We start from the raw sequence: 20840 nt of genomic DNA, 5'->3' as shown, positions 1-20840 counted from the left end.
CCGGCAGTTGCTGTGCGCCTCGCACACTATCGACTGTCAAGGATGACAACCGCGTGTTGCTTTGTTGTTTATTTGTAACTTTCAACGTGCAGGACGGCCGTCGATTCAGTGCCCGGTTCAAAACCTGACTCAAGTGCCCGGCTCAGTGGCGCAACAGGGTGGCCGCGATCACGGCCAGTGCCATGAGGATCAGGATCACCCCGGTGATTCGTTCCAGCCAGGGCAGGGCGCGGGAGAAGCGCCGCCGCACCCGGTCATTGCCAATGGCCAGCGCCACCAACACATCCCACAGCAGCACCACGCTAAACATCCATACGCCATAGACCAGCTTCCAGGCGGTGCTGGTCTGGGTGCCCACCAGGGACGCCAGGCTGACATAGAACAGGGCGTTCTTCGGGTTGAGCAGGCCCGAAAGCAGACCCGCGCCCAGGCCGCGCCACCAGGTGGCCCGGTGCAGTGCCAGGCTGTCGCCCTGGGCAGCCACCGCAGCCAGGGAACGGGTGCCAGCGTGACGGATGAACAGCCAGCCCAGGTAAAGCAGGTAGCCACAACCGGCCAGTTGGATCGCCAGGAACAGCCAGCTGTTGGGGCGCAATACCGAGACCCCGCCAAAGGCCAGGACAATGAACAGACCGTTGGCCAGGGCGATGCCCAGGCAGGCGCCGGTGGCCGGTTTCCAGCCGCTGGCCATGGACAGGCGCGCCACCAGGAAGAAGTCCGGTCCAGGGGAGAGCAGGGCGAGAAAATGCGCGGCGGCGACCAGCAGGAACTGTTGAATCATGAAGGCAGACTTCCAGAGGCGAGAAGGGGCTGGAAGTCTGCCGGGCGTCAGCACTGGGGTATTGAAGAAAATTGCGCGGCCTTCAGCGCTTGTACAAACCCGGGGTGACCCCGACATGGGCCTTGAACACCCGCTGGAAGTGCGCTTGATCGGCAAAGCCCAAACGCTGGGCCAGGGCCGCCGGGGCCTCGCCGGCCTGCAGCGAGGTGCGGGCCTGGATGATGCGCTGGTTCAATTGGTAGGCGTGGGGCGTCAACCCGGTGGCAGCGCGAAAGGCCCGGATCAGTTGGTAGCGGCTGAGGCCCGCCAGCGTTGCCAGGCGCTGCAGCGGGTGAGCCTGTTGCGCCTCCTGTTGCAGGAATTGCATGACCCGCCGGACCCCGGCGCCGGCCAGGCCCGGATCGGCGGCCAGGGCAATCACCGGCTGCCCCTGGAGTGGAAAATCGCCAATGAACTCGATCAGCGCTGCTTCCTTGTCTTGCCAACTGGCGGTGGAGAACAGCAGGTCGTTGAGGCGGCAAAAGCGCTGGTACAGATCCCCGTCGTGACTCAACAGCACCTGGCCAGGCGCCAATGCCGCCTGCTGCTGTGCTTCCAGGCGCACACCTTCGACCCAGCGCGGCTCCAGGTGCAGCATCTGGTAGCTCCAGGCCGTGTCGGGCTGGGGATTGCAGGCATGGGCGCAATGAGCCGGGACAAACACCACGCTGCCGGCCTGGATCAGGGTGGGTCCCTCGGCGCCGCCACTGAACAGGCTGATGCCACGGTCCACGGCGCCGATGGACACTGTCGGGTGGCTGTGGGCCCTGTAGTTGGCGCGGCTGTCACAGGCTCGGCGGCTTTCTACGTAAGGCAGGTTCGGGTCGCGCCAGAATTGCGCTGAGGGCGTCATGCTGCAGCTCTGTGGTCAGGGGACGGATGAGCAGGCTAACAGGGTGGATTGCAAGGGTGCCAGTTTGCGCTGAGCGCGGACGCCGGACGGGAGCGCGCGCCAGGGCTGCCTATACTGCACTCGGGTTTCGCTCAACCGCGCCACGACCTGCAACAGGAGCTGCCATGAACTTCAAGGAAATCGCCTACGAGCAGCACGGACCCGTAGTGGTCATCCGCTTCAATCGCCCCGAGCAGCGCAACTGCATCGGCCCTGTGACCCACCTTGAATTGATCGACGCCTGGACGCGTTTTCGCGACGATGACACGGCCCTGGTAGCGATCATTACCGGCACCGGCGATCGGGCCTTTTGTGCCGGCGGCGACCTCAAGGCCGCCGCGCAACTGGTGCCGTCGAGCGCCGAGGAAATGGCCGCCCATGATCGTGGCGAACGTCCCGGAATCATCGGCCCCAGCCGTTGGGTCGACGTCTATAAACCGGTGATCGCCGCCGTCAATGGCGTGGCCTATGCCGGTGGCCTGGAGTGGGCCTGTTTTGCCGATATGCGCATTGCCGAAGAGCATGCCTCGTTCGGCGTTACCTGCCGCCGCTGGAACATCGGCCTGGCGGACGGCGGCACCCAGCGCCTGCCGCGGATTGTCGGCATGGGCCGGGCCATGGAATTGATTCTGACGGGCAAGGTGATTGATGCCCAAGAGGCCTACCGTATCGGTCTGGTCAACGAAATAGTGCCCAGCGGACGCTCCCTCAAGCGCGCGCTGGAACTGGCCCAGGTGCTGGCCGGTCTGCCGCAACCGGCGATGCGCTCGGACAAGGAAGCGGCCATCCGCGGTTACGGATTGCCCTTGGCCGAAGGCTTGAAGATAGAAGCCCAGTGCTTCAATCGCTCAATCCATGCCCCTGAAACCCAGGAAGGACTGCGCCGCTTCATCGAGCGCGATCACCCTGATCGTGGAGGCCGCCCCGCGACAGGCATGGTCAAGCACTGAGCCCCGTCCAGCCCCGGGACTCAGGCCTGGCCGCGCAATGGCCGGCAGGCTTCTGCCAGGGCGGCGCGCAACGCCTGGCACAGACGCTGGGGATCGCCGCCCTGGCGAAACCCCGCGACCTGCCGTTGCAGCTCGGCGAAACAGCGGCCCTCGGCACTGCGGGCCAGGCTCAGGCGCGGATCGGGCTGGACGTAGCGCGGATCGTCCGGCGCCAGGTACAGGCCGTTGAGGTTCTGGTAATCGGCGTCGATCCAGGCATACAGGTGATGTTCGAATCTTTCGGCAAACCGATAGCGGCCAAAGTCCATCACCTGCAGTTGCAACGGTGCCACGCTGGACACCCCCGCCAGTTGCACATTGACCCCATCGATCAGTAACGGCGCCCCCCGGTTGGCGCTCAACAGGCGGTGCAGCGTCTCGGCCACCTGAGTACTGACCGCCAGCCTTTGCTCATCGCGCCTGACTTGCAGTTCGCCGTTCTCCTGGCACAGGTGAAAGCGCACCGCGCCGCAGCTGCTGGCGGTCAAGCCATAACGCCGCAGCAGAAGCTCGGCCTGCATCAGGGCCCCGGCCAGTTCGGGGCCCTGCCAATAGCGTTGCCACTGGCAGCGCGGACGGGTGCAGGCCCGACGCAACAGCAGCACCGCCGGTTCCGCCGCACGCCCGTCATGCCACAAGGCATCGAAGCCCAGGTCGATCAGGGCATAGGCCGGCAATGGCGTGATCGCCGCGCCGGCGTGGTTCATGGCGGCGAACACCAAGTGCTCCATCAGTACTTCATGCACCGCCTCGGCCAGGGTCAGCAAACCGTTGGAATGGGGCAACTGCGGGGCTTCGTCCGGCGGCACGCCAATGCCCTTGATGTCGAACAGCACCTGCTCGCTGGCCGGCGCGCACAGCACCGCGGCGCGCCCATAACGCGGCGGACGCCAGGCCGTTACCCGTCGGTCGTCCAGGACGATCGGGGTGTTGATGCCCTGGGCCGCCGCCTGGCTGGTGGATATAAAAGCCGCGTGGTCCAGCAGCCAGCGATCAATAGCCTGCTCCGTTGCCCCCTCCCAGGGCGCGTCGAAGTCGGCGCGCAGCACCGGGTAGTTGGCGAACAGCACCCGCGCACCGGCCACCCCGAGCAGTTGTTCCGTGCTCAGCGTCTGACCGCTCTGGGCGTAGTCGGCCAGTTGTTGCACCCGTGGGCCCGGGGCAAAAGGCTGGTTCAGATCGTGCCGGGGTTGCCAGGCGGCGGGACTGTTCATCGAGTGTCTCCGGCCCAGGCATCCAGGCGCCCGGGGTAGTCGAGGGCGGCGATCGGGTCCAGCAGGACCCAGTTGCGGCGCAGTTCCAGGCTGGCTTGCGGCCCCTGGGCCACCTCGCCACGGCCGCGCAGCATGGGCAGCTCCCGCAGCGCGCCGGGCGCCGGGGCGCAGACTCCCAATGCGTCGGCATGGGGGCTGTGGCGCAGGCGCTCGAACAACTGCGGTTCGCGGGTGCGGATCGCCAGGTATTGACCGTTGGGCGGCGCCGATCCGGCCGGTGCCCAGGGCTCAAGGCCGGCATCGCGCAAGCGCGCCAGCAGCCCGGGCATCTGCTGCCGCAGGCGCTGGCTACGGGCCTGGGCCCTGGCGACAGCAGGCATCAGCGCCGGCAGGGCATGAATCGACAGGGCCGGGCTCAAGGCCGGGCAGGCGCGGGAACGCTGGCCGGGCGACCAGACGTCGATGTCGCCATCCACCGGCAGATCGCCGAACAGCGCGCCACCGCCGCCAATGTCCAGGGCCTTGCCGTGGCCCAGGGAGGTGACCACCAGCGATGCGCCGGGACAGCACAGATCCCAGGCTCCGGCGCTGTCCTCGATGATGGGCAGGCGCGGGCCCAGTAACTGGCGCAAGGCCGGGATGTCGCAAGGCAAGCCGTATTGATGGACCGCGATCACCGCGTCCAGGCCATGGATATGGGGCGCCAGCGCCTCGCTGCTGAGCAGCAGGTCGGCAGCGTTTTCGATAATCACCGGTATCGCGCCGGCATTGAGGACGGCGGCCACCACTTGATGGCAGGTGGCGGCGGGAACCGCGACCCGCCAGGTGGCGGTGACCCCCAGTTGGCGCAACGCCAGTTCCAGCGCCGCGGTGCCGGAACCGACCAAGGCACCGTGGCGCCGCTGATAAAACTGCGCGAGCCAGGACGAGCACGGCAGCCGATCGGCCTCCCGTGCCCGCCACTGGCCATCGGCAGGACCTGGAACTACTTGCACTTGTCCATGGCGCAAGCGGTCAGGGCTTCGACCTTGCATTTATCCATGGCGCAGGCGGTGAGGGCTTCAACCTTGCACTTGTCCATGGCACAAGCAGTCAGGGCTTCGACCTTGCACTTGTCCATGGCACAAGCAGTCAGGGCTTCGACTTTGCACTTGTCCATAGCGCAAGCAGTCAAGGCTTCGACCTTGCATTTATCCATGGCACAGGCGGTCAGGGCCTCGGCCCGAGGGCCGCCAATGCGCCAGCTGGTGAACTTGCTCTCCGGCAGCGCGCCGCGCTTGACCACATCCAGGTGCAGGGTGCGGGCTTCATGGTCGTTGCATTCGAGCAGGATCTCGTCCTCGGCGACCGCGAAGTGATCGTGCAGCAGGCAGAGTCCGAAGCGATCCAGGTTGCCGTGGCGCTCCAGTAGCTCATGCAGGTCATTGATGAATTGCGCATCAGACACCCCCAGTGGCATGGCTTCGTCAAAGGAGGGATTGGTGTGTCCGTTCATGTGGTGTACTCCAATAGGTTTGATTTAAAGCGGTCATCTTCATCAACAGTGCGCGGTAGTGGTGGCCTCATGCACCTCCTTGTTCCGGTGGAACCTTGCTTGCGGATACCCAGAGGGTTTCGATGCTCAGCAGCGGTGGCTGGTTGTCCGCGGCCACCGCCCCTTGCGCCAGTTGTGCTGGATCGTCGGCGCTGAAGGCCCGCAGGGTCAGGTCGACCCGGGCGTTGCCCTGCACCGTGACCTGTTCGGCCAGGCGCCAGCGATCGATGGCCTGGCTGAAGGCGCTGGTGAAGGCCGGTGGACTGTTCAGCGAAGTCGCCACCGGCAACAGCAGCGCCGCCGGCAGCACGGTGCGCGCGACCACGCCGGGCGCGGCGACCTCGTAACTGTAGCGGCCCTCCATGCCGACCTGCACCGTGGTGCCGTTGCTGCCGGCGCCCAGGGCGGCGAAAAACACCTCCAGGTAGTCGTCCAGGCTGGCGTTCGGCACCTGCAGGTTGTCCAGGGAGAAAGCGCCTTGGCTGATGTGCGGGCTGATGCTTTCGACAAAGCGCACCACCGGCGTCGAGAAGCGGAACAGCGGGTTGGTCTGCAGGGTGCCGATGTCCGCCGCGGGGAACAGGATGCGGTTGCGCTCCACCGACAGCGAGGCCCAGGCGTTCTGGTGGTCGAACAGGTTGAGGGCCGGCAGGCTGGTGCGGCGCTCGTCGATCAGCAGTGCATCCGCGTAGTCGAGCCACACGGCTGGCTGGCTGCCCTTGAGTCGGTAGCGGTAGGCGATCAGCCCCGGGTTGCTCGGATCGACCACGCTCACCGCGTCGTACTGTTGCGGGGCGATCTGCACCAGCGGCAAGGGCAGGCTGACCTTGCCGAGCTGGGGCAGGGTGGCGCTGATCTGCCCGCTGGCCGCATCGTAGCTGGCCGCCACCTGATTGATGCTGACATCCAGCAGCAGGGTTTCGGCCCGCTCCTGGCCATCCACCGTCACCGGTGCCAGTACCTGGCTGAAGCTGCAGGTCAGGGCCTGGGGCGCGACAAACGCCGCCGCGCTGCGCAGCAGCGGCCGGGCCCAGGCATCGTAGGCCTCGGTGACCTCCTGGACGATGTAGACGAAGGCCTCCACCGCCTGTTGCGCCGCGGCAATCTGCACCGCGGTGGGCTCGCCGAAGTTGATCGCGCTGAGGTTGTCCTGCATCGCCACTTCAATGCTCGGGTACACGCTGACGAATTGCGCCAGGGCGGTGACCAGGCTCTTGTTGGCACTGCGCAGCGCGCCATCGACGGTTGGCGTGTTGAGGGCGATGGCCACGTTCAGGCTGTCTTGGGCCGTGCCGCGCACCAGCGAGTCGAAGGCGTAGGTCCATTTGCTCAGGTCCGAGACCTGCTGCGGCACCGGGGCCCAGGCCGTCGCGGTCTGCCCCTGGATGGTCGGCGGCTCGGGCAGGGCCCGCAGCAGCACCGGCAGGTTCAGGGTCTGGCCGTCGGCCAGGGGCACCCGCAAGGGGCCGGAGATCAGCGAGATCCAGTTCGACTGGGTGTAGCCGCTGATGCCCGGAACGTTGCGCACGTCATGCTCCAGGTGGCTGATCTGCAGCTCCAGGTCCAGCGGCACGTAGCTTCTTGCCGCCTCGTTGCGCGAGTTGAAGACAAACGCCAGGGCGCTTTCCCCAGGGGCGTCGGGCAGGGCGATGCGCCCGCTGCCAAAGGCATAGTTGTCGTTGCCGGCCACCTCGGGGTCGCTGGTGCGCGCCGCGGGTGCGGCGCTCGCCACCGTTGGCTGGCCGTACAGCGACAGGGGCTCGCCGGTGGCGCTGCCTTGCACCGAGAAACCGACGATGGCGGTGGTGCTGTAGGCCGAATACAGCTGGTTGAGCAGGGTCTGGCGCAGCTTCTCGCCCGCCGCGGCCCGCGCCGGGCCGTCCTGCGGGCCTGCCGAGAGCACCGGCTTGATGGTCGATGCAATGGCGTCGGCCAGGGTCTGCTTGGCGCTGAGGATTTTCCCCAGGTTGCCGTCCTTGAGCGGGTCCTTGCTGCCCAGCAGGGTGTCGAGCAGAAACACCGAGGGCGCGTAGGTCGGCGCGAGGAAGCCGTCGATGGCCTTGAGGGCGGTTTCGAACCACAGGTTCTGATCGACCCCGGTCAGGGTCAGGGTCACGGGATCGCCGCTCGGGAATGGCTGGTCCGGCTGGTAGTTGGGGTAGATCTGCACGCTGTCGGAGGTCAGGCTGCGGGCGATCGGCTGGGCGGCGAAGTAGCCCGGGGCCGGATCGATGCGGTAACGGATGCCGTCGTTGCCGTCGCTCAGGGCAAAACGCGCGGCCCACAGGGTCTGGCTGCGGCCGTCCGGGGTGCTGCCCGGGTCCGCGGTGCCGCTGCCGACCCGGGTCATCCAGGCCCCGGCCCGCTGGAACAGGGCCTCGAAGGCCCGGGCGAACTGGCTGTAGCCGCTGGTGCTGGCGCTCAGCGCGTCGGGGACCGGCAGCAGGGTGCTGGTCACCGCCACACCACCTTCCAGGCCGGCGACATCCGGCTCCACCAGCGCCGCCACCCGGCGCAGGCTGAGGGTCAGGCTCAGGGGCAGGATCGAGCCCGGGGCCAGGGCGTCGATGTCCACCGCCAGCTTCAGTTGCACCGTGGCCGGCGCGGCGGGGCGGGTGCCCTGGACCACTTGGGCGAGGTACAGGATCACCCCGTTGACATAGTCCAGCAGTGGCTGCGCCTGGTTGTCATCAAGTCGGCTCAGGGGCTGGGCGAACAGGCTGTTGACCAGCTCCACGCTGACTGCGCGGCCCTGGCACCAGGGCAACTGCAGATCCTTGTAGGACTGGTTCAGCTGGTAGTAGATCAGGTTGAACATCGCCAGGTCCTTCTTGGCCTGCTCCTTGACCTTGTCACCGCCGGCCGGGTCATAGCCGGAAGTGTCGAGGCTCAGGCTGATCACCAGTTGCGCGCCGCCGGCAACGGCTTCGTAGGTATAGAAACTGCGGGTGTTGGGCCAGGCCGACAGGGCGATCAGCCGGTCGCAGTAACGCAGCGGCAGCGGCGGATGATTGAGGCTGCCGGGATACCCGGGCGCGGGGGCCTGGAAGGGGGTGACGGTGATATTGCCGAAGATGTCCAGCCAGGTCAGGTTGACCTGGGCGAAGCTGCCCACGCCACGGTAGGGGTTGTCCTCCGCGCTCGGCAGCCCGGGCCGGGCCGGCGTCGGTGCGGCATTGCTGGTGGCGCGCCGGGCCAGGCCAAGGGTCTGCTGGTAGCTGTACTGGCTGTCCTCGGCCAGGTCGTTGAGGGCCCGGGCGCGGCTTTGCGGATCGCGCATGGCCCGCCGGCGGGCCTGGGCCTCGGGCGAGTCGACGCCACTGTCCGGCCGCTGCGGGCCGAAGGGCAGGGCCAGCTCGCTGGCGCTGAACCAGGGCGAACCGTCGAGCCCGGCGGACAGCACCGAGTACAGGTTGTACAGGTAGGCGCTGGCGTAGCCGTCCGGGTCCTGGCTCGGCGAGTCCACCGGCGGTGGGTTGCTGCGCAGTACGCTGAAGGCCGCGTTGCCCTGTTTGAACACCGCCTGCAGATCGAAGGTCTGGGTGTCGATGCTCAGGCTGCTGCCGACGCTGAACAGCCCGGTGACCTGCGCGGCGCCCACCGCCAGGGCGTCCAGGTCGAGGCCGTAGTAACTGGCCAGGGATTGCAGGCTGTTGCCCGGCGCCAGGCTGGCGTCGACGACATAGGTCAGGGCCGGGATGAACAGCGCCACGCCGTTGGCGGCGCTGACCCCGGGGTTGAGGTTGGCGATCTGCGTGGCGCTGATCGGTTGCAGCGCGCCCACCGAGTAGTAGCGCGCCAGGTTGTCGAGAATGCTCGCGCTCTGGCCGTTGCCGGCGCTGGCCTCGGCCGGGGTCACCAGGTGGATGATGCCGTCCACCGGCACCTGCACTGCCTTGCTCAGCGTGACGCCGGCATTGAGCTCGGCGATGCGTCCAGTGCCGATGCCGTAGAAGGCCGCGAGGCTGTCCAGGCTGTCACCGGCGCTGGTCGGTTGGCTGCGGTCGGCGGTGGCGGCCGAGCGCAGGGTCATGTGGCTGCCTTGCTGGATCACCGTGTCGGTGCTGACGAAGGCGTTGACGAAGTTGCCCAGGCGGCCGTCGAGGGCGTCGCGGGGGTAGGTCACCACCAGGGTCAGGGTGGCGGTGCCGCTGTCGTCGAAGATGCTGTCGGGCAGGCCGGCGGCGGCGATCGCATCGTAGTAGCTCAGGTAGTAGCCGCCGGAACGCACGGTGGACAGTTCCCAGAGCAGCTTGACCACTTCCTCGGGCGGATTGAGGATGCCCCGCGGCCCGGCTTCTTCGGCCAGGCGTGCGGCCATCAAGGCCGGCGGCGGGTTGGTTTCGGTGGACAGGTTGGTCTGGGTCAGGAAGGCCAGGAAGTCGCTGGCGGCCTGGCTCAGCAGGTTGCTGGCCTTGGCGTTGCCCTGGGGCATCAGCAAGAACTGGCCGCTGATGATCGCGCTGCCCAGCTCACTGACCGCGATCAGCAAGCGTTCCAGCAACTGCGCGTCGGTGGCCGACGGGCCGAGCAGTTCGTAGGTGTAGGACAGGTTGCTGCCGCTGCCGGCGATGGCCCCGGGTTCGGCCTGGGGCAGGCGCTTGATGGTGAAATCGACCCGGGTCGCGTAGCTGTAGGCCGGGATCTCGCGGCTAGTGGTTTCCAGGGTCGCCGGGTCGGTGGACACCTCGCACGGGGTGAACGCCGGCAGGTAGGGTATTTGCTGCGCCAGCTGCGGCAACTGCCGGGCGAGGTTGCCAACCCGCTGGTTGATCAGCTGGATCAGGCCGTCGGGCAGGGACCAGAGCATGGGCTGCACGCTGGCGCCGCCCTCGCTGCTGGCCCGCAGCCCCGGCTGGCAGAGGTCGCGCAACTGCTGCAGGTCGGCGGTCGACCACAGGGACACGCTTTTTACCGCGTAGTCTTTCGGGCTGCGGGCCACGGTGGGCAACAGGTCGATGCGCGGCGCCGGCTGGAACTTGCCTTGCCGGGCGTAGGCCAGCACCCCGCTGAGGTTGCTGTAGGCCTGGTTCAGGTTCATTGAGCCGCTGCTGGCCCCGGCGATCTGCACGAACGACAGGTCGACCCCGTGGCTGGTGGCGGCCCGGCTCAGGCTGATGGGCAAATCGCTGCCGGACAATTGGCCGGCCGGGGTCGGGAACTGCTGCCCGGTCAACTGGTACAGGCCATAGGCGTTCTGCTGGGCGGGGTAGAGAAACGCCGGGCTCAGGCTCAGGCCGCCCATGCCCGCCGGGTTCGCCGGCAGGCGCAGGCCGTAGGCCAGAAAGCGCGAGAGCATGCCCGCCAGTTGCGACAGCTGGTCGGTGGCCACCAGCAGATTCCACAGGTCCTCGGTGTACAGGCTGTTGAGCGAGGTGAGGGTGATCTGCGGCGTGGCGAACAGGGGCGCCACCCCGAAGTTGGCCGATGCCGGGTCGCTGAACAGGGTCATGGCACTGACGCCGAAGCGCGCGCCGGCGCTGTTGAGGCTGTCGCCGGCGGTGCGGTACGCCAGGTTCGGCAGCAGCAGCGGCTGGCCGGCAAGCAACAGCCCGGGCATGGCGTACAGCGCACTGTCCTGGGCCAGTTGCGCCAGCGTCACGCCCAGGGCCAGGGCCAGGCTGTTGAAGGTTTCCCCGGGGCCGGTGGTGTACTGATGGATGTCGTTGCCCACCGGCAGGCTGATCACCTGATTGGCGGCGATCACCAACGAATTGCCGTTGGCCAGGATCAGCCCCGAGGCGCTGGTGCTCCAGCGCGCCGGTACGCTGCTGTCGGACCAGGCCGCGGCGACCTTGGCCAGGGTGTCGCTGCTCTGCAGGGTGTAGGCCGGCAGCGGGATATCCAGGGTCAGGCCGTCGCTCAGGGCGACTTCGGCGTTGGGCCGGACGATATCGTCCAGGGTCAGGTTGTTGCCGCGCTGGTCGTTGGTCCAGCTCAGGATTGTGCTGATGGAGTTGCCGTTGGCCGTGGCATAGGCGTAGTCGTCAAAGGCATTCAACGCGACCTGCAACAGTTGCCGGCCGATGACCATGAAGGCGTCGGTGAAGATCACCGCGGCCATGGATTCGCTGTCGTCCGCCGCGGCCCGCAGTGTCGGTGTCGGCGTTTCCTCGTCGGTCACCAGCGCGGCCAGCTCCTTGAACATCTGCGCGACATTGCTGCGGTAGGTGCTGTTGGTGCCCACGTAGTGGGCGAAATCCACGGTCGCGCTGCCGGCATTGGCCAGGGGCACGCTCAGGGACAGACCGTCGAATACCGGGAACAGCACCGAGCCGGCTTGCAGTACCTGCTGGATCTGCGCCTGGTTGGAGGCGTCGGGCAGGGTGATGCTGACCTCGAAGGACGACAGGAAGGTCAGCAGCTCGCTGATGCCGAAGGGCGGGTTGGCCAGGTCGGCCAGGCGTCTGATGTCCTCCACAAGCATGGCCTTGTCCACCAGGGTGCCGAGGATGTCGGCCAGGGTGTCCTGGTCGCTGCTGGCCGAGCCCAGGCTGCCCACGAGCCAGGGCAGGTAGTCGGCGCACAGGCGTTCGAAGCTGCTGTTGCCGGCGCTGTCGGCCGAGGCCCGGGTCGGCGAGGGCGCGTCCATGGTCAGCAGGAACACGAAGGCTCCTTGCTGGTCGGCGTAGTCGCTGGCGCCCTCGTTGCACAGCACGGTGAATTGCGGCGTGGCGTAGAGGTTCAGCAGCGGCTTGCCGGCGGCGCGCAGCAGGGTCATCGGTTGCGGCGTGGTGGCCCGCCGCGCACTGGCCAACTGGACATGGCGGGCCTGGCGCGCCAGCAGCAGGCCGGGTTCGGCCCAGGGCGCCGGGCCGCTCTCGATGGCGTTGATCTCGAAGCGCGCCGAGACGTCGGCATGAAAGGAAAAACTGATGCTGAAGCTGAACAGGCCGAGGTCGATCTTGACCTTGACGCTGACCTCCACCGTGGCCCGGGCGGCAATCGGAATCGGCTTGTAGCTCTCGTAGGTCAGGGACAGCGACAGGGTGATGCGCACGTTGACCGCGGCCGAGATGATGGCGAAGTCGATGCTGCCGTAGAGCAGGCCGATGACCCCGACCGTGCCCTGGATCTTGAAGTAGTAGTCGTCCTGCACGCTCTTGCCGGCCGGCACCAGGGCGGTGGACGGGTGATAGGCGTGGAAGGCGGCGATGGTGCCTTCCAGAATGCCGAACACGGTCAGGGCGAAACCGGCCTTGAGCGGCCCCTTGACGAAGTCGTAGCCCAGGCCCAACTGCAGACCGAGGCCGAAGACGATCACCGGGTCGAAGGTGCCCTGGGTGGTTTTCGGCACCTGGGTGGCGGTCACCGACGACAGCTTGCCCAGGTAGAAGCCGCCGGAACCGAGCACCGGCACGCCGTAGACGATCGCGGAAATCGAGAACGAGCGGGTGAAGTCAAGGTTGTAGGGAAAACCGATGTCGATGAAGAAGTCGCCGTTGGTGTAGATCTTCACCCCGATCTCCGGCAGCACGATGGACACCGCGCCGAAGTTGAGGTTGCGGATGCTGTCGGGGAAGGTCCATTCGATCTGGTACACGCCGACGTCGTCGGTGATCTTCTTGTACAGGATGTCCAGCACCAGGTTGCCCAGGGCCTTGGCCTTCTCCCCGGCCAGGGCCAGGCGCAGGCCATAGAGGTTGGGGTCGTTGAACACCAGCATCAGGTCGACGGTCCAGTCCTTGCCGGTCTTGAGCAGCAACAGTTGCCCGGCGATCAGCCAGTCGCTGTTGCGGTTGTAGTAGGGCACGCCCTTGCTGCCGCTGTCGCTGGGGTTCAGCGGGTTGCTGGAACCGGTGGTCGACGGCACGTCCTTCAGGGCGTCGATCACCGCCTTGGTGTTGGCAAAGCTGTCGTAGCCGCTGATGGCCACCCGCTGGCCGAGGACCAGCAGCGGCAGGCTGAAGTAGTCCGTGCCCTGGCCCGGCACCGTAGGCAGCTTGTCCACTGGCTGGCCTTTGCTCGGGTCCAGCAGGTTGCTCCAGTCCTGCTGCTCCTGGGGGTTGTTGCCCTTGAACACCGAAGAGCCGTCGATGCCCAGGGTGATCTTGTCCACGCCATTGACCTTTTTGCGCTCGAACACCAGGCCGTCGATGCTCATGAACCCCAGGTCGATCTTGCTCGCCAGGGTGTACTTGGCGCTGATGCTCGGCACGCTACTGCCGCTGCTGTTTTCCAGGTTGATGATCAGCGACAGGCCGTCGAGGGAAATCTGGTTGAGCACGTCCCAGGGCGAGCTCAGGGTGAAATACGGGTCGCTCAGCGATTGCATGAGTTTCTGGATCAGCCGGCCGAGGCTCCAGTTCTTCAGGGTGAAGGTCAGGGCCTTTTTGTCGACCTGATAGATCGCCGTCAGGCCTTCCCAGGACAGGGTCAGCTGGGCGTTGCTGCCCTGGTTGTCGGGGGCGAAGCTGTAGCCCAGCAGCACGCTGTCGTTGAGAAAGCTGAAATCCCACAGGGTGGTGGCGCTGCCGCTGTACTGCTGGTTCGCCGGCTTGCTGGCGTCGTAGCTCAGGCTCAGGGTGGCCAGGGTATCGACGCTGAAGGCCTGGCCCAGGTTGAAGGTCCAGCGCAGGCTGCCGGCCACCGTGTAGCTGTCGAGCGGGGTGTTGCCGGTGCTCAGGCTGGCGTCCACCTCCAGGGTGTTGACCAGCAGCTGGCCGGGCAGGAAATCCGGAAAGGTGAAGGTCCCGCCGAAGCTGAGGAACTGGCTGACCAGCTGTTGCACGTCCACCGGCTGCGCCAGTTGCGCGGCGACTTGCCAGGTGGCCGGGGTCTTGCTGCCGTCGTAGTCGAGGCTGGCATTGGCGAAATACGGACCGATGCCCACCAGCCCACCGATCCCCGCCTGGTAGGTGGTCACCGCCGGAGCATTGCTGCCGCTGGCGCTGGTGGGCGTGGTGGCCTTGATGTACAGCTGGCCGTCGGTGACCGAGAGAATCGGCTGGCCAGCGAAGGTGAACAGGTTCAGGTCGAGCTCGAAACCGGCGTTGAAGGCGTAGCTCTTGGCGCCGACGTCCAGGCTCAGGCCGACGTCGGACAGCGAGGCGTCGACGAAACTCTTGGGAATGCGAATCAACTGAGCGGTCAGGGTGGCGATCAGGTCATTGAGGTTGGCCGTGCCGTCGAAGCGCGCCAGCAGTTGCAGGTCGGAATTGAACTGGACAAAGAACAGGCCGTTTTCGCCCGCGGTCTTGCCCTTGAACACCTCGGGCAACAGCAGGAAGCGGGTCTGGAACAGAAAGCTCTGGGCGTTGCCTTCGGGCAGGAAGTTGATCCCCCACACCAGTTCGAAATCGGTGACGCCGAACACCAGCTGGTTGGTCGGGTCCTGCAGGGGCACCCAGGGATGCTCGACATTGATCACCTTGGGGTCGGCGCCCAGGGTCACGCTGGCGGTGCTCAGGGCCAGTTTCGGGCGGGTGACGCCACTCAGGGCGAGGCTGCGCAGGCCGATTCCGGAGAGAAACTGTTGCAGCACCGGCGGCGTGCCGCTGAAGAAGCTGCCGTTGTTGTCCAGCAGGCCGATGATGGTCGCCGGGGTCAGCAGGGCGCTGCCGTCGTCGCTGTGGCCGAGGTAGAAATTGAAGGCGCTGCCGTTGTTGATCTGGGCCAGGGCGCGCATCTGGTAGTCGACGGACTGGCCGTTCTGGTCGGTGAGGCTCAGGTTTAGGCCGAAATACAGGCTGACCTGCTGGTCGTAGAAGGCTTCGGCCGGGTCTTCGCCGTCCTGCAGTTCCGGCGGGCCGATGATCAGGCCGAACACCGGGGTATCGACGTTCAGGTACAGCAGCTTCAGGCCGCCGCTGACGTTGAGGAACGGCGCCTGCAAGGTGGTGGTGGGCATGAACACCTCGACCCCGTCGACCTTGGCGAAGTCCATGCTGCCGGTGAAGGGCAGGGCCAGGGTCGGGAACCCCAGGTTCTGCACCACCGCGACCGCGGTGCTGAGCTGGGGCGGCGGCGTCAGCTGGGCGGCGAAGCCCTGGCGCGGGCCCTGGCTGGCCTTGAAGGTGAAGACCGCGTTGCTGATTGCGGTCCACTTGAAGGGAATGCCGGTGGCGAAGCTCGACAGGTCGGCCCAGGTCCAGCTGGCCGGGGTGGTGACGATTTCCAGGCTCAGGCTCTGGGCCCCGGCAGCGCCCGTGAGGCCGAAGGTCAGGACCAGCCCCTGCTGGATGTCCTGTTGCAGGAAGCGCGCGCTGACCCCGGTGACCTTGAAGGTCTGGGTGGCGGGATTCAGCGGCTGCACGCTCTGCGCCGTGAGGTTGACCGTGAGCCCGGCGACCGGCGACTGGAAGGCCGCCTTGAGGTCGTTGTCCAGGGTGGCGGACACGCTGACCGTGGCGTCCGCCAGGCCGGCGATCAGGTAGTCGCGGGTGAGGACGATCGGCGCGCCGGCATCGCCGGTCAGGGCCGCGGCGAGGTTGCTCAGGGGGCTGTTGGCCATCTGTCTTCTCCTTGTTCAGACCGTCACAAACAGGGCCAGGTGATCGCTGGTGGAGCGGATGTGCCCCAGGTTGCGCCAGCCGCGGTAGCGTTGCCGATCGCCCGCGGCGAATGCCGGGGCGGGGGCGGGGGGCGCCGGGACCCAGGCGGGCGGCGGCGCCTGGAAATCGCTGGCCATGGCCACCAGGCCCATGGGCGCACCGCCGGGCGCGGGGTTGACCACGTTCAGCGGCACCCCGACCACGCTGTTGGCGATGGTGAAATTGCCCGCCGCGCCGCCGCGCACCAGGATGTTGTCGATGGAATACAGGCTGCTGCTGTTGGATGAACCGATGTAGCGGTAGCCCGGATAGGGCACGGCCCCGGCGTTGGTTGACCAGAAAATGCTCGCGTTGCGACTGCGCAGGTGGGTGGCGAAGTAGCCGGTGTAGGCCTCCAGCGCCGGCGGTGGAGCTAGGGCCGGAGGTTGCAGTTGCAAGCCGTAGCCCAGGGCGGTGAGGGCGCCATAGCGCCCCGGATCGTTGCCGTTCTGGCTCAACAGGTTGACGTTGAAGTCGCCGGTGATGATCCGGGTTTCCAGCGCCCCCAGGGCGGCACTGATGTCACGCACATTGGCCAGGGCGTTGAGGTAGGCGTTGGCCGCGACATATTGCGGTGGCGAGTGGATGGCAAACAGCGTGAGGTTGCGCTGCACCACCACCGGCGGGCCGTCGACGGTTTCGCAGAAGGTCACCATGTAGGGTTCGCGCAAGCCGCCGTAGTTGATCGCCGCGCCGAAATTGTCGACGAACGCGACCCGCGCCGCGCAGCGGCTCTCGTTGAGGTTGCCCGGGTTCAGCGCCGTGGCCGGAATGGCCCGGTTGGGCACGCTGAAGCAGGTCTGGGTCTGCAGCAGCGGGTAGTTGCCGGCGGCCGGCGGGGCCGCCGCGTGGGGGTTGAAGCTGATGCCATTGCCCGCCGGCGACCAGGCGTTGGGGCCGGTGAACAGGCGCTTGCCCGCCGCCACGCCGCCGCCCGCCGGGATCACCGGTTTGTAGAACACCGCGACGCCCTCGGCGCGCCCGGCCTGGCCGACCACCAGGGGCGGCACCAGGTTCCAGGGCACGCCGGTCTGGTTGCGGATGCGCAGCAGCAGTTCGGCGCAGCCCTGCCAGCCGCCGGTGGGGGAGATCAGCGATCCGGGGCCGTGGCTCGGACCGCTGGCCGTCTCCACCACGACGAAGATGTCCGGGTTGAACGCGGTGATGTGGGCCAGGATCAGGGCCAGTCGGTCGGCGGCGTCGAGGTCGGGAATGAAGGCACCGTTGCGATCGCGCTTGGTGCTCAGCGGGCGGATCTTGTTGTAGCCGAAGCTCTCGATGTTCCAGTACAGGACCCGAGTCATGGCGTCACCTCCGATGGTCCGGTCAATGCCGGTTGCGTGGACTGGCCCGACTCCATCGCTAGCAGGTTGGCGGCCTTGCTCTGCGGGTCTTTGACGTAGGCGGCGTACCAGCCCAGGCTGCCGGAGGACTGCGGGTCGCCGAACAGGAAGAACTGCAGGGTGGCGCCCGGCGGCAACTTGGCGATGCCGAGGATCTTGATGCCGATATCGGTCAGTTGCAGGTTGAAGAACCTGGCCTGGGTGTCGGTCTGACCGGGGATGGTCTGGTACAGCAGTTTGATCGGCCCGGTGGAGACCTTGATGATGCCCTGCAGGGAAAACACGCTGGCCGACGGCGCGGCGCCGGGCAGGCTGAGACCGACAAACAGCATTGGGCTGGCGTCGCTGCTCTTGCTGCCGGGCGACCAGGCGATCAGCAGGTCGGACTCGAAACCGGTGCCCGACACCAGGGACCCGGGGGAGCCCATGGTGACCTTGTAGACGATGCCCGACCAGGCGCCCGACAGCGCCTTGAGCGCCAGGTTCTGCGGCAGCACCGGGAGGAAGCCATAGTCCGCGGGCTTTTTCTGCGCCGGTGCCTGGATGAACTGCTTGAGCTGCAGGGTGAAGCCCTTGTACAGACTCTGTCCGCGCACCTGGCTGGTGGCCGGGTCGAACCCGAGGTTGTCGGGGTTGAAGGCAAAGTCCACGGCATTGGGCGTGGCGCTGGGGAAGGCCATGGCGATTTCCAGGTTGGTGTAGGCCAGGCCCTGGTTGCTCGGGCTGCCGTCGGCGCTGCCGAAGGACAGCAGGTCGAATGGCCCGTCCGCGGTCTTGAGCAGGGTGAAATCCAGCTTGCCCCACAGCAGGAAGCGGCTGGCGGTGGTGACACCGCCGTCCGGGCTGCCCAGGGTGTTGAACTGAATGCGGTTGACCGAGGCGGCCGGCAGCACGTTGCTGTCGAGGTTGAACAGGTAGCTCTGGCTCTGCTCGAACACGTAGGTGGTGGTGTCGTTCTGTTGCAGGGCGCTGCCGTCCAGGACCATGGCGTTCACCGCGCTGGGCTGGCCGGCGCGCAGGGTGGCGCGGATCGGCGAGCCGAACAGCAGGTCCAGGCTCAGCTGGATGCGACTGTTGAAGGTCACCAACCGGGATTGGCGGAACAGCGCCTGCAGCTGCAGGACACTGAAGGCGTAACCGTTGCTGGTGCTCAGGGCCACCGGCATGTCCGGGGCAGCGCCATTGGCCTGGGCCTGCTCATAGGCGGGGTTCTGGTAGTCGATCAGGCCGAACAGGGTGGAGATGCCCTGGATATCCAGGGTGTCGCCCTGTTGGCTGATGCGGCTGACACTGGCGCCAAAATGGTGGGCCAGGAAGCGGCTGTAGTCGATGCCGGCGGCGATGCCCGCCAGTTGCTCGGGCAGGCTGTCCAGGGGCAGGTCGGCGTTGAGCACCATGAAGCCGTTCCAGGCCGGGTCGCTGACCTGGGCCACGAAGTCGGCGTAGAGGCTGTCGGGGCTGGCCGCGGCCTTGGCCTCGGCGACAGCGATGAAGTCCTGCAGCCACTGGGACAAACCGGTGTAGGCCAGGGTTTCCAGGCCCGGCGCCAGGTCCGCGGTCTTGGAGAACGTCTCGGGCATGGTCCAGCGATTGGGGTTGTCGATGCGCTCCTTCAGGCTGCCGGCGCAGTACTTCAGGATCAGCACATTGCGGTAGCTGGTGGTTTGCACGCCGACGCCGATGTTGGCGATAAAGCGCCAGTCGGCGATGTCCATGCGGTTGCTGAAGCTGGCGCCCTGGGTGAAGAACGGCTGCGGATTGACCCCCACCAGAAACAGCTGGTTGGTCTGCAAGGCCTCGTGCAGGGCCTCGCTGGGCTGCACGAAGGCAAAGTCCAGCGGTCCTTGGGTGGATGGCGAGCGGGCCAGCAGCACCTTGGCGTAGCCGATGCCGTCGGCGTCCAGGTCCACCAGCAGGCCTTGCGGGGTGGTCGCCCGATTGGGTGGTGCCGCGTCGGTGGTCAGCAGCCGCTGCAGGCGCCGGGCCCGCGCGGCTTGTTTGCCCGGCAGGGTCGCGGCGCTGATCAGGCTTTTGCGCGAGGCGGCGAGGATCTCGCTTTCGAATTGGGTCAGGTTGAGGCTGGCATTGCTACTCACCCCCGCATACGGCACCAGCGGGAAGGCAAACCCGGCGTCCTGGGGCAGCGGGGTGCTCGGCGCGGCCGGAGCCAGCAGCGGTGTGGCGCCGTTGCCGCGGCCCTGGCCATAGAGCGGACTGCCGTCGGGCTGGGCACTGTAGGCCGGGGTGGAGGCGCCGGCCACCAGGCTGCACCAGGAGGTCCGGTGCTCGCCGTTGAGCAGGGCGCTGACCGCGCCACTGGTGGGCGTGACCAGGCTGCTGGCCTGGAACGGAAACACCGGGGCATAGGCGGGTTGCGCGGCGAGCAGGCGTAAGCGGTCGTTGTCCTGCGGGCCCAAGGAGCTGTTGTAGGGGCTGAAGCTCAGCCATTCGGTGCCAAAGATCCCGCACAGCAGGGTCTGCCCGGCGCCGGCAGCCGGCAGGCTCAAGCCAAAGTCGCCGGCCAGGGTCAGGCTGTAACTGCCGCCTTGGGCAGAGAACACCAGGCTGGCCGCGTAGGGCCGCGGCCAACCGTTGGCGTCCAAGCCATTGAGCGGGATCAGGCTGATCGGGTTGCCGGCGGTGCTGCGCCACTGGCTGGGCAACGCGGTCGTGCCGGTGTTGGCGAAGCTGATGGCAGTGCGGATCAGTCCGGCGGCCAGTTGCGCCGCGGCGATGTTCTGATTGAGCGGGTCCAGCGGGTCGAGCACGCCACCCATGGTCAGTTTGGCGGGCATGCCGCTGGGGTTGAACACCGGGTAATTGAGCACGCTCTTGCCGCCTGCGGTGTTGGCCACATAGGTAAAGCCGGTCGGGAAATACTTGAGGGCGGGCTGGCTGCTGTAGGTCAAGGCGTAGGTCAGGCTGCCGGCCTGATTGCCGTCCAGGGGCACGTAGGCCAGGGGCTGTTGCGGCGGTGTCAGTTGCAGGCCGCTGTCGGCCTGCAGCTTGTCGCTCAAGCCCATGGTGATGCCGGTAGTGGATTTCAGGCGCAGGGCGTTGAAGTCCGGGTCGTATTTGACATAGGTGCCGAAGTTGACGAAGAACGTCAGGCGATCGCCAAGCCGCAGGTTGAGGTTGTTCTGCACCTGGCTGGGGGCCGCCACACTGATGCGCAGGCCGTAGCTGTTGAAGGCCTGGGGCGCCGGCAGGCTGGACCCGGGCAACCACAGCAACGCGCGGCCGACGAAGTTGCGCTGGTCGACGGCGAACAGAAAGTCGTACAGGGCGTTGATGAAGGCCGTGGGGTCGCTGCGCAGGGCGGCCGGTTCGCTGGGGGCGAACAGGTAGTGACCGGCATATTTGTCGAAGGCATCGGCCGGGCTCAGGCTGGCCTGCAGGCTGCCGGGCGCGGTGCCTTTGGGCATGACATAACCGCGCCAGCCATAGCCGCTGGCATCCGGCAGGGCGTAGGCGGCGCTGTGGGCGATCTGCTGGTAGTCGGACGTGCTGGTCATG

The 20840-nt window shown here is 66.9% G+C and carries 9 protein-coding genes; 1 reads left to right on the top strand and 8 read right to left on the bottom strand.

Annotation, left to right across the window (positions count from 1 at the left end; translation table 11 throughout):
* Positions 1–142 precede the first annotated feature (142 nt).
* Together Q8O96_RS23155 and Q8O96_RS23150 are read right to left on the bottom strand one after the other, a co-directional pair.
* On the bottom strand, positions 143–778 hold the full coding sequence (locus tag Q8O96_RS23155) for a LysE family translocator (RefSeq protein WP_305949498.1): 636 nt from the start codon (positions 776–778) through the stop codon (positions 143–145).
* Between the two features lie 85 nt (positions 779–863).
* The gene (locus Q8O96_RS23150; RefSeq protein WP_305949481.1) at positions 864–1673 is read right to left on the bottom strand and encodes an AraC family transcriptional regulator; all 810 of its coding nucleotides are present in this window, start codon (positions 1671–1673) and stop codon (positions 864–866) included.
* 164 nt (positions 1674–1837) lie between these two features.
* Between Q8O96_RS23150 and Q8O96_RS23145 the strand changes: the two genes are divergently transcribed.
* Positions 1838–2662 carry an enoyl-CoA hydratase/isomerase family protein gene (locus tag Q8O96_RS23145; protein ID WP_102865006.1) on the top strand — a complete coding sequence of 275 codons (825 nt, stop codon included), beginning with the start codon at positions 1838–1840 and terminating at the stop codon, positions 2660–2662.
* A gap of 20 nt (positions 2663–2682) precedes the next feature.
* On the opposite strand, the gene Q8O96_RS23140 is transcribed toward Q8O96_RS23145, so the two are convergent.
* From Q8O96_RS23140 to Q8O96_RS23115, 6 genes are all read right to left on the bottom strand, one after another.
* Positions 2683–3915 carry a hypothetical protein gene (locus Q8O96_RS23140; protein ID WP_305949480.1) on the bottom strand — a complete coding sequence of 411 codons (1233 nt, stop codon included), beginning with the start codon at positions 3913–3915 and terminating at the stop codon, positions 2683–2685.
* Positions 3912–4910 carry a DegT/DnrJ/EryC1/StrS family aminotransferase gene (locus Q8O96_RS23135; protein WP_305949479.1) on the bottom strand — a complete coding sequence of 333 codons (999 nt, stop codon included), beginning with the start codon at positions 4908–4910 and terminating at the stop codon, positions 3912–3914. Before Q8O96_RS23135 ends, Q8O96_RS23140 begins: the two co-directional genes overlap by 4 nt.
* Positions 4901–5410, bottom strand: coding sequence for a hypothetical protein (locus Q8O96_RS23130; RefSeq protein WP_102879328.1), 510 nt, complete (start codon positions 5408–5410; stop codon positions 4901–4903). Before Q8O96_RS23130 ends, Q8O96_RS23135 begins: the two co-directional genes overlap by 10 nt.
* Before the next feature lie 67 nt (positions 5411–5477).
* Complete coding sequence (locus tag Q8O96_RS23125) at positions 5478–15902, bottom strand: LysM peptidoglycan-binding domain-containing protein (protein WP_305949478.1); 10425 nt, start codon at positions 15900–15902, stop codon at positions 5478–5480.
* Positions 15903–15917: 15 nt separating this feature from the next.
* Positions 15918–17285, bottom strand: coding sequence for a hypothetical protein (locus Q8O96_RS23120; protein WP_305949477.1), 1368 nt, complete (start codon positions 17283–17285; stop codon positions 15918–15920).
* On the bottom strand, positions 17282–20839 hold the full coding sequence (locus Q8O96_RS23115) for a hypothetical protein (protein WP_305949476.1): 3558 nt from the start codon (positions 20837–20839) through the stop codon (positions 17282–17284). Before Q8O96_RS23115 ends, Q8O96_RS23120 begins: the two co-directional genes overlap by 4 nt.
* Position 20840: the final 1 nt, after the last annotated feature.

The sequence above is a fragment of the Pseudomonas sp. LPH60 genome (assembly GCF_030718165.1).
Taxonomy (GTDB): Bacteria; Pseudomonadota; Gammaproteobacteria; order Pseudomonadales; family Pseudomonadaceae; genus Aquipseudomonas; species Aquipseudomonas danubii.
This window is presented reverse-complemented; position numbering and strand designations above follow the sequence as displayed.

Bases quoted from the DNA above. Each gene is read 5' to 3' on its own strand.
- Q8O96_RS23120 (WP_305949477.1), bottom strand. From the start codon at position 17,285: ATGACTCGGGTCCTGTACTGGAACATCGAGAGCTTCGGCTACAACAAG.
- Q8O96_RS23145 (WP_102865006.1), top strand. From the start codon at position 1,838: ATGAACTTCAAGGAAATCGCCTACGAGCAGCACGGACCCGTAGTGGTC.
- Q8O96_RS23150 (WP_305949481.1), bottom strand. From the start codon at position 1,673: ATGACGCCCTCAGCGCAATTCTGGCGCGACCCGAACCTGCCTTACGTA.
- Q8O96_RS23115 (WP_305949476.1), bottom strand. From the start codon at position 20,839: ATGACCAGCACGTCCGACTACCAGCAGATCGCCCACAGCGCCGCCTAC.
- Q8O96_RS23130 (WP_102879328.1), bottom strand. From the start codon at position 5,410: ATGAACGGACACACCAATCCCTCCTTTGACGAAGCCATGCCACTGGGG.
- Q8O96_RS23125 (WP_305949478.1), bottom strand. From the start codon at position 15,902: ATGGCCAACAGCCCCCTGAGCAACCTCGCCGCGGCCCTGACCGGCGAT.
- Q8O96_RS23140 (WP_305949480.1), bottom strand. From the start codon at position 3,915: ATGAACAGTCCCGCCGCCTGGCAACCCCGGCACGATCTGAACCAGCCT.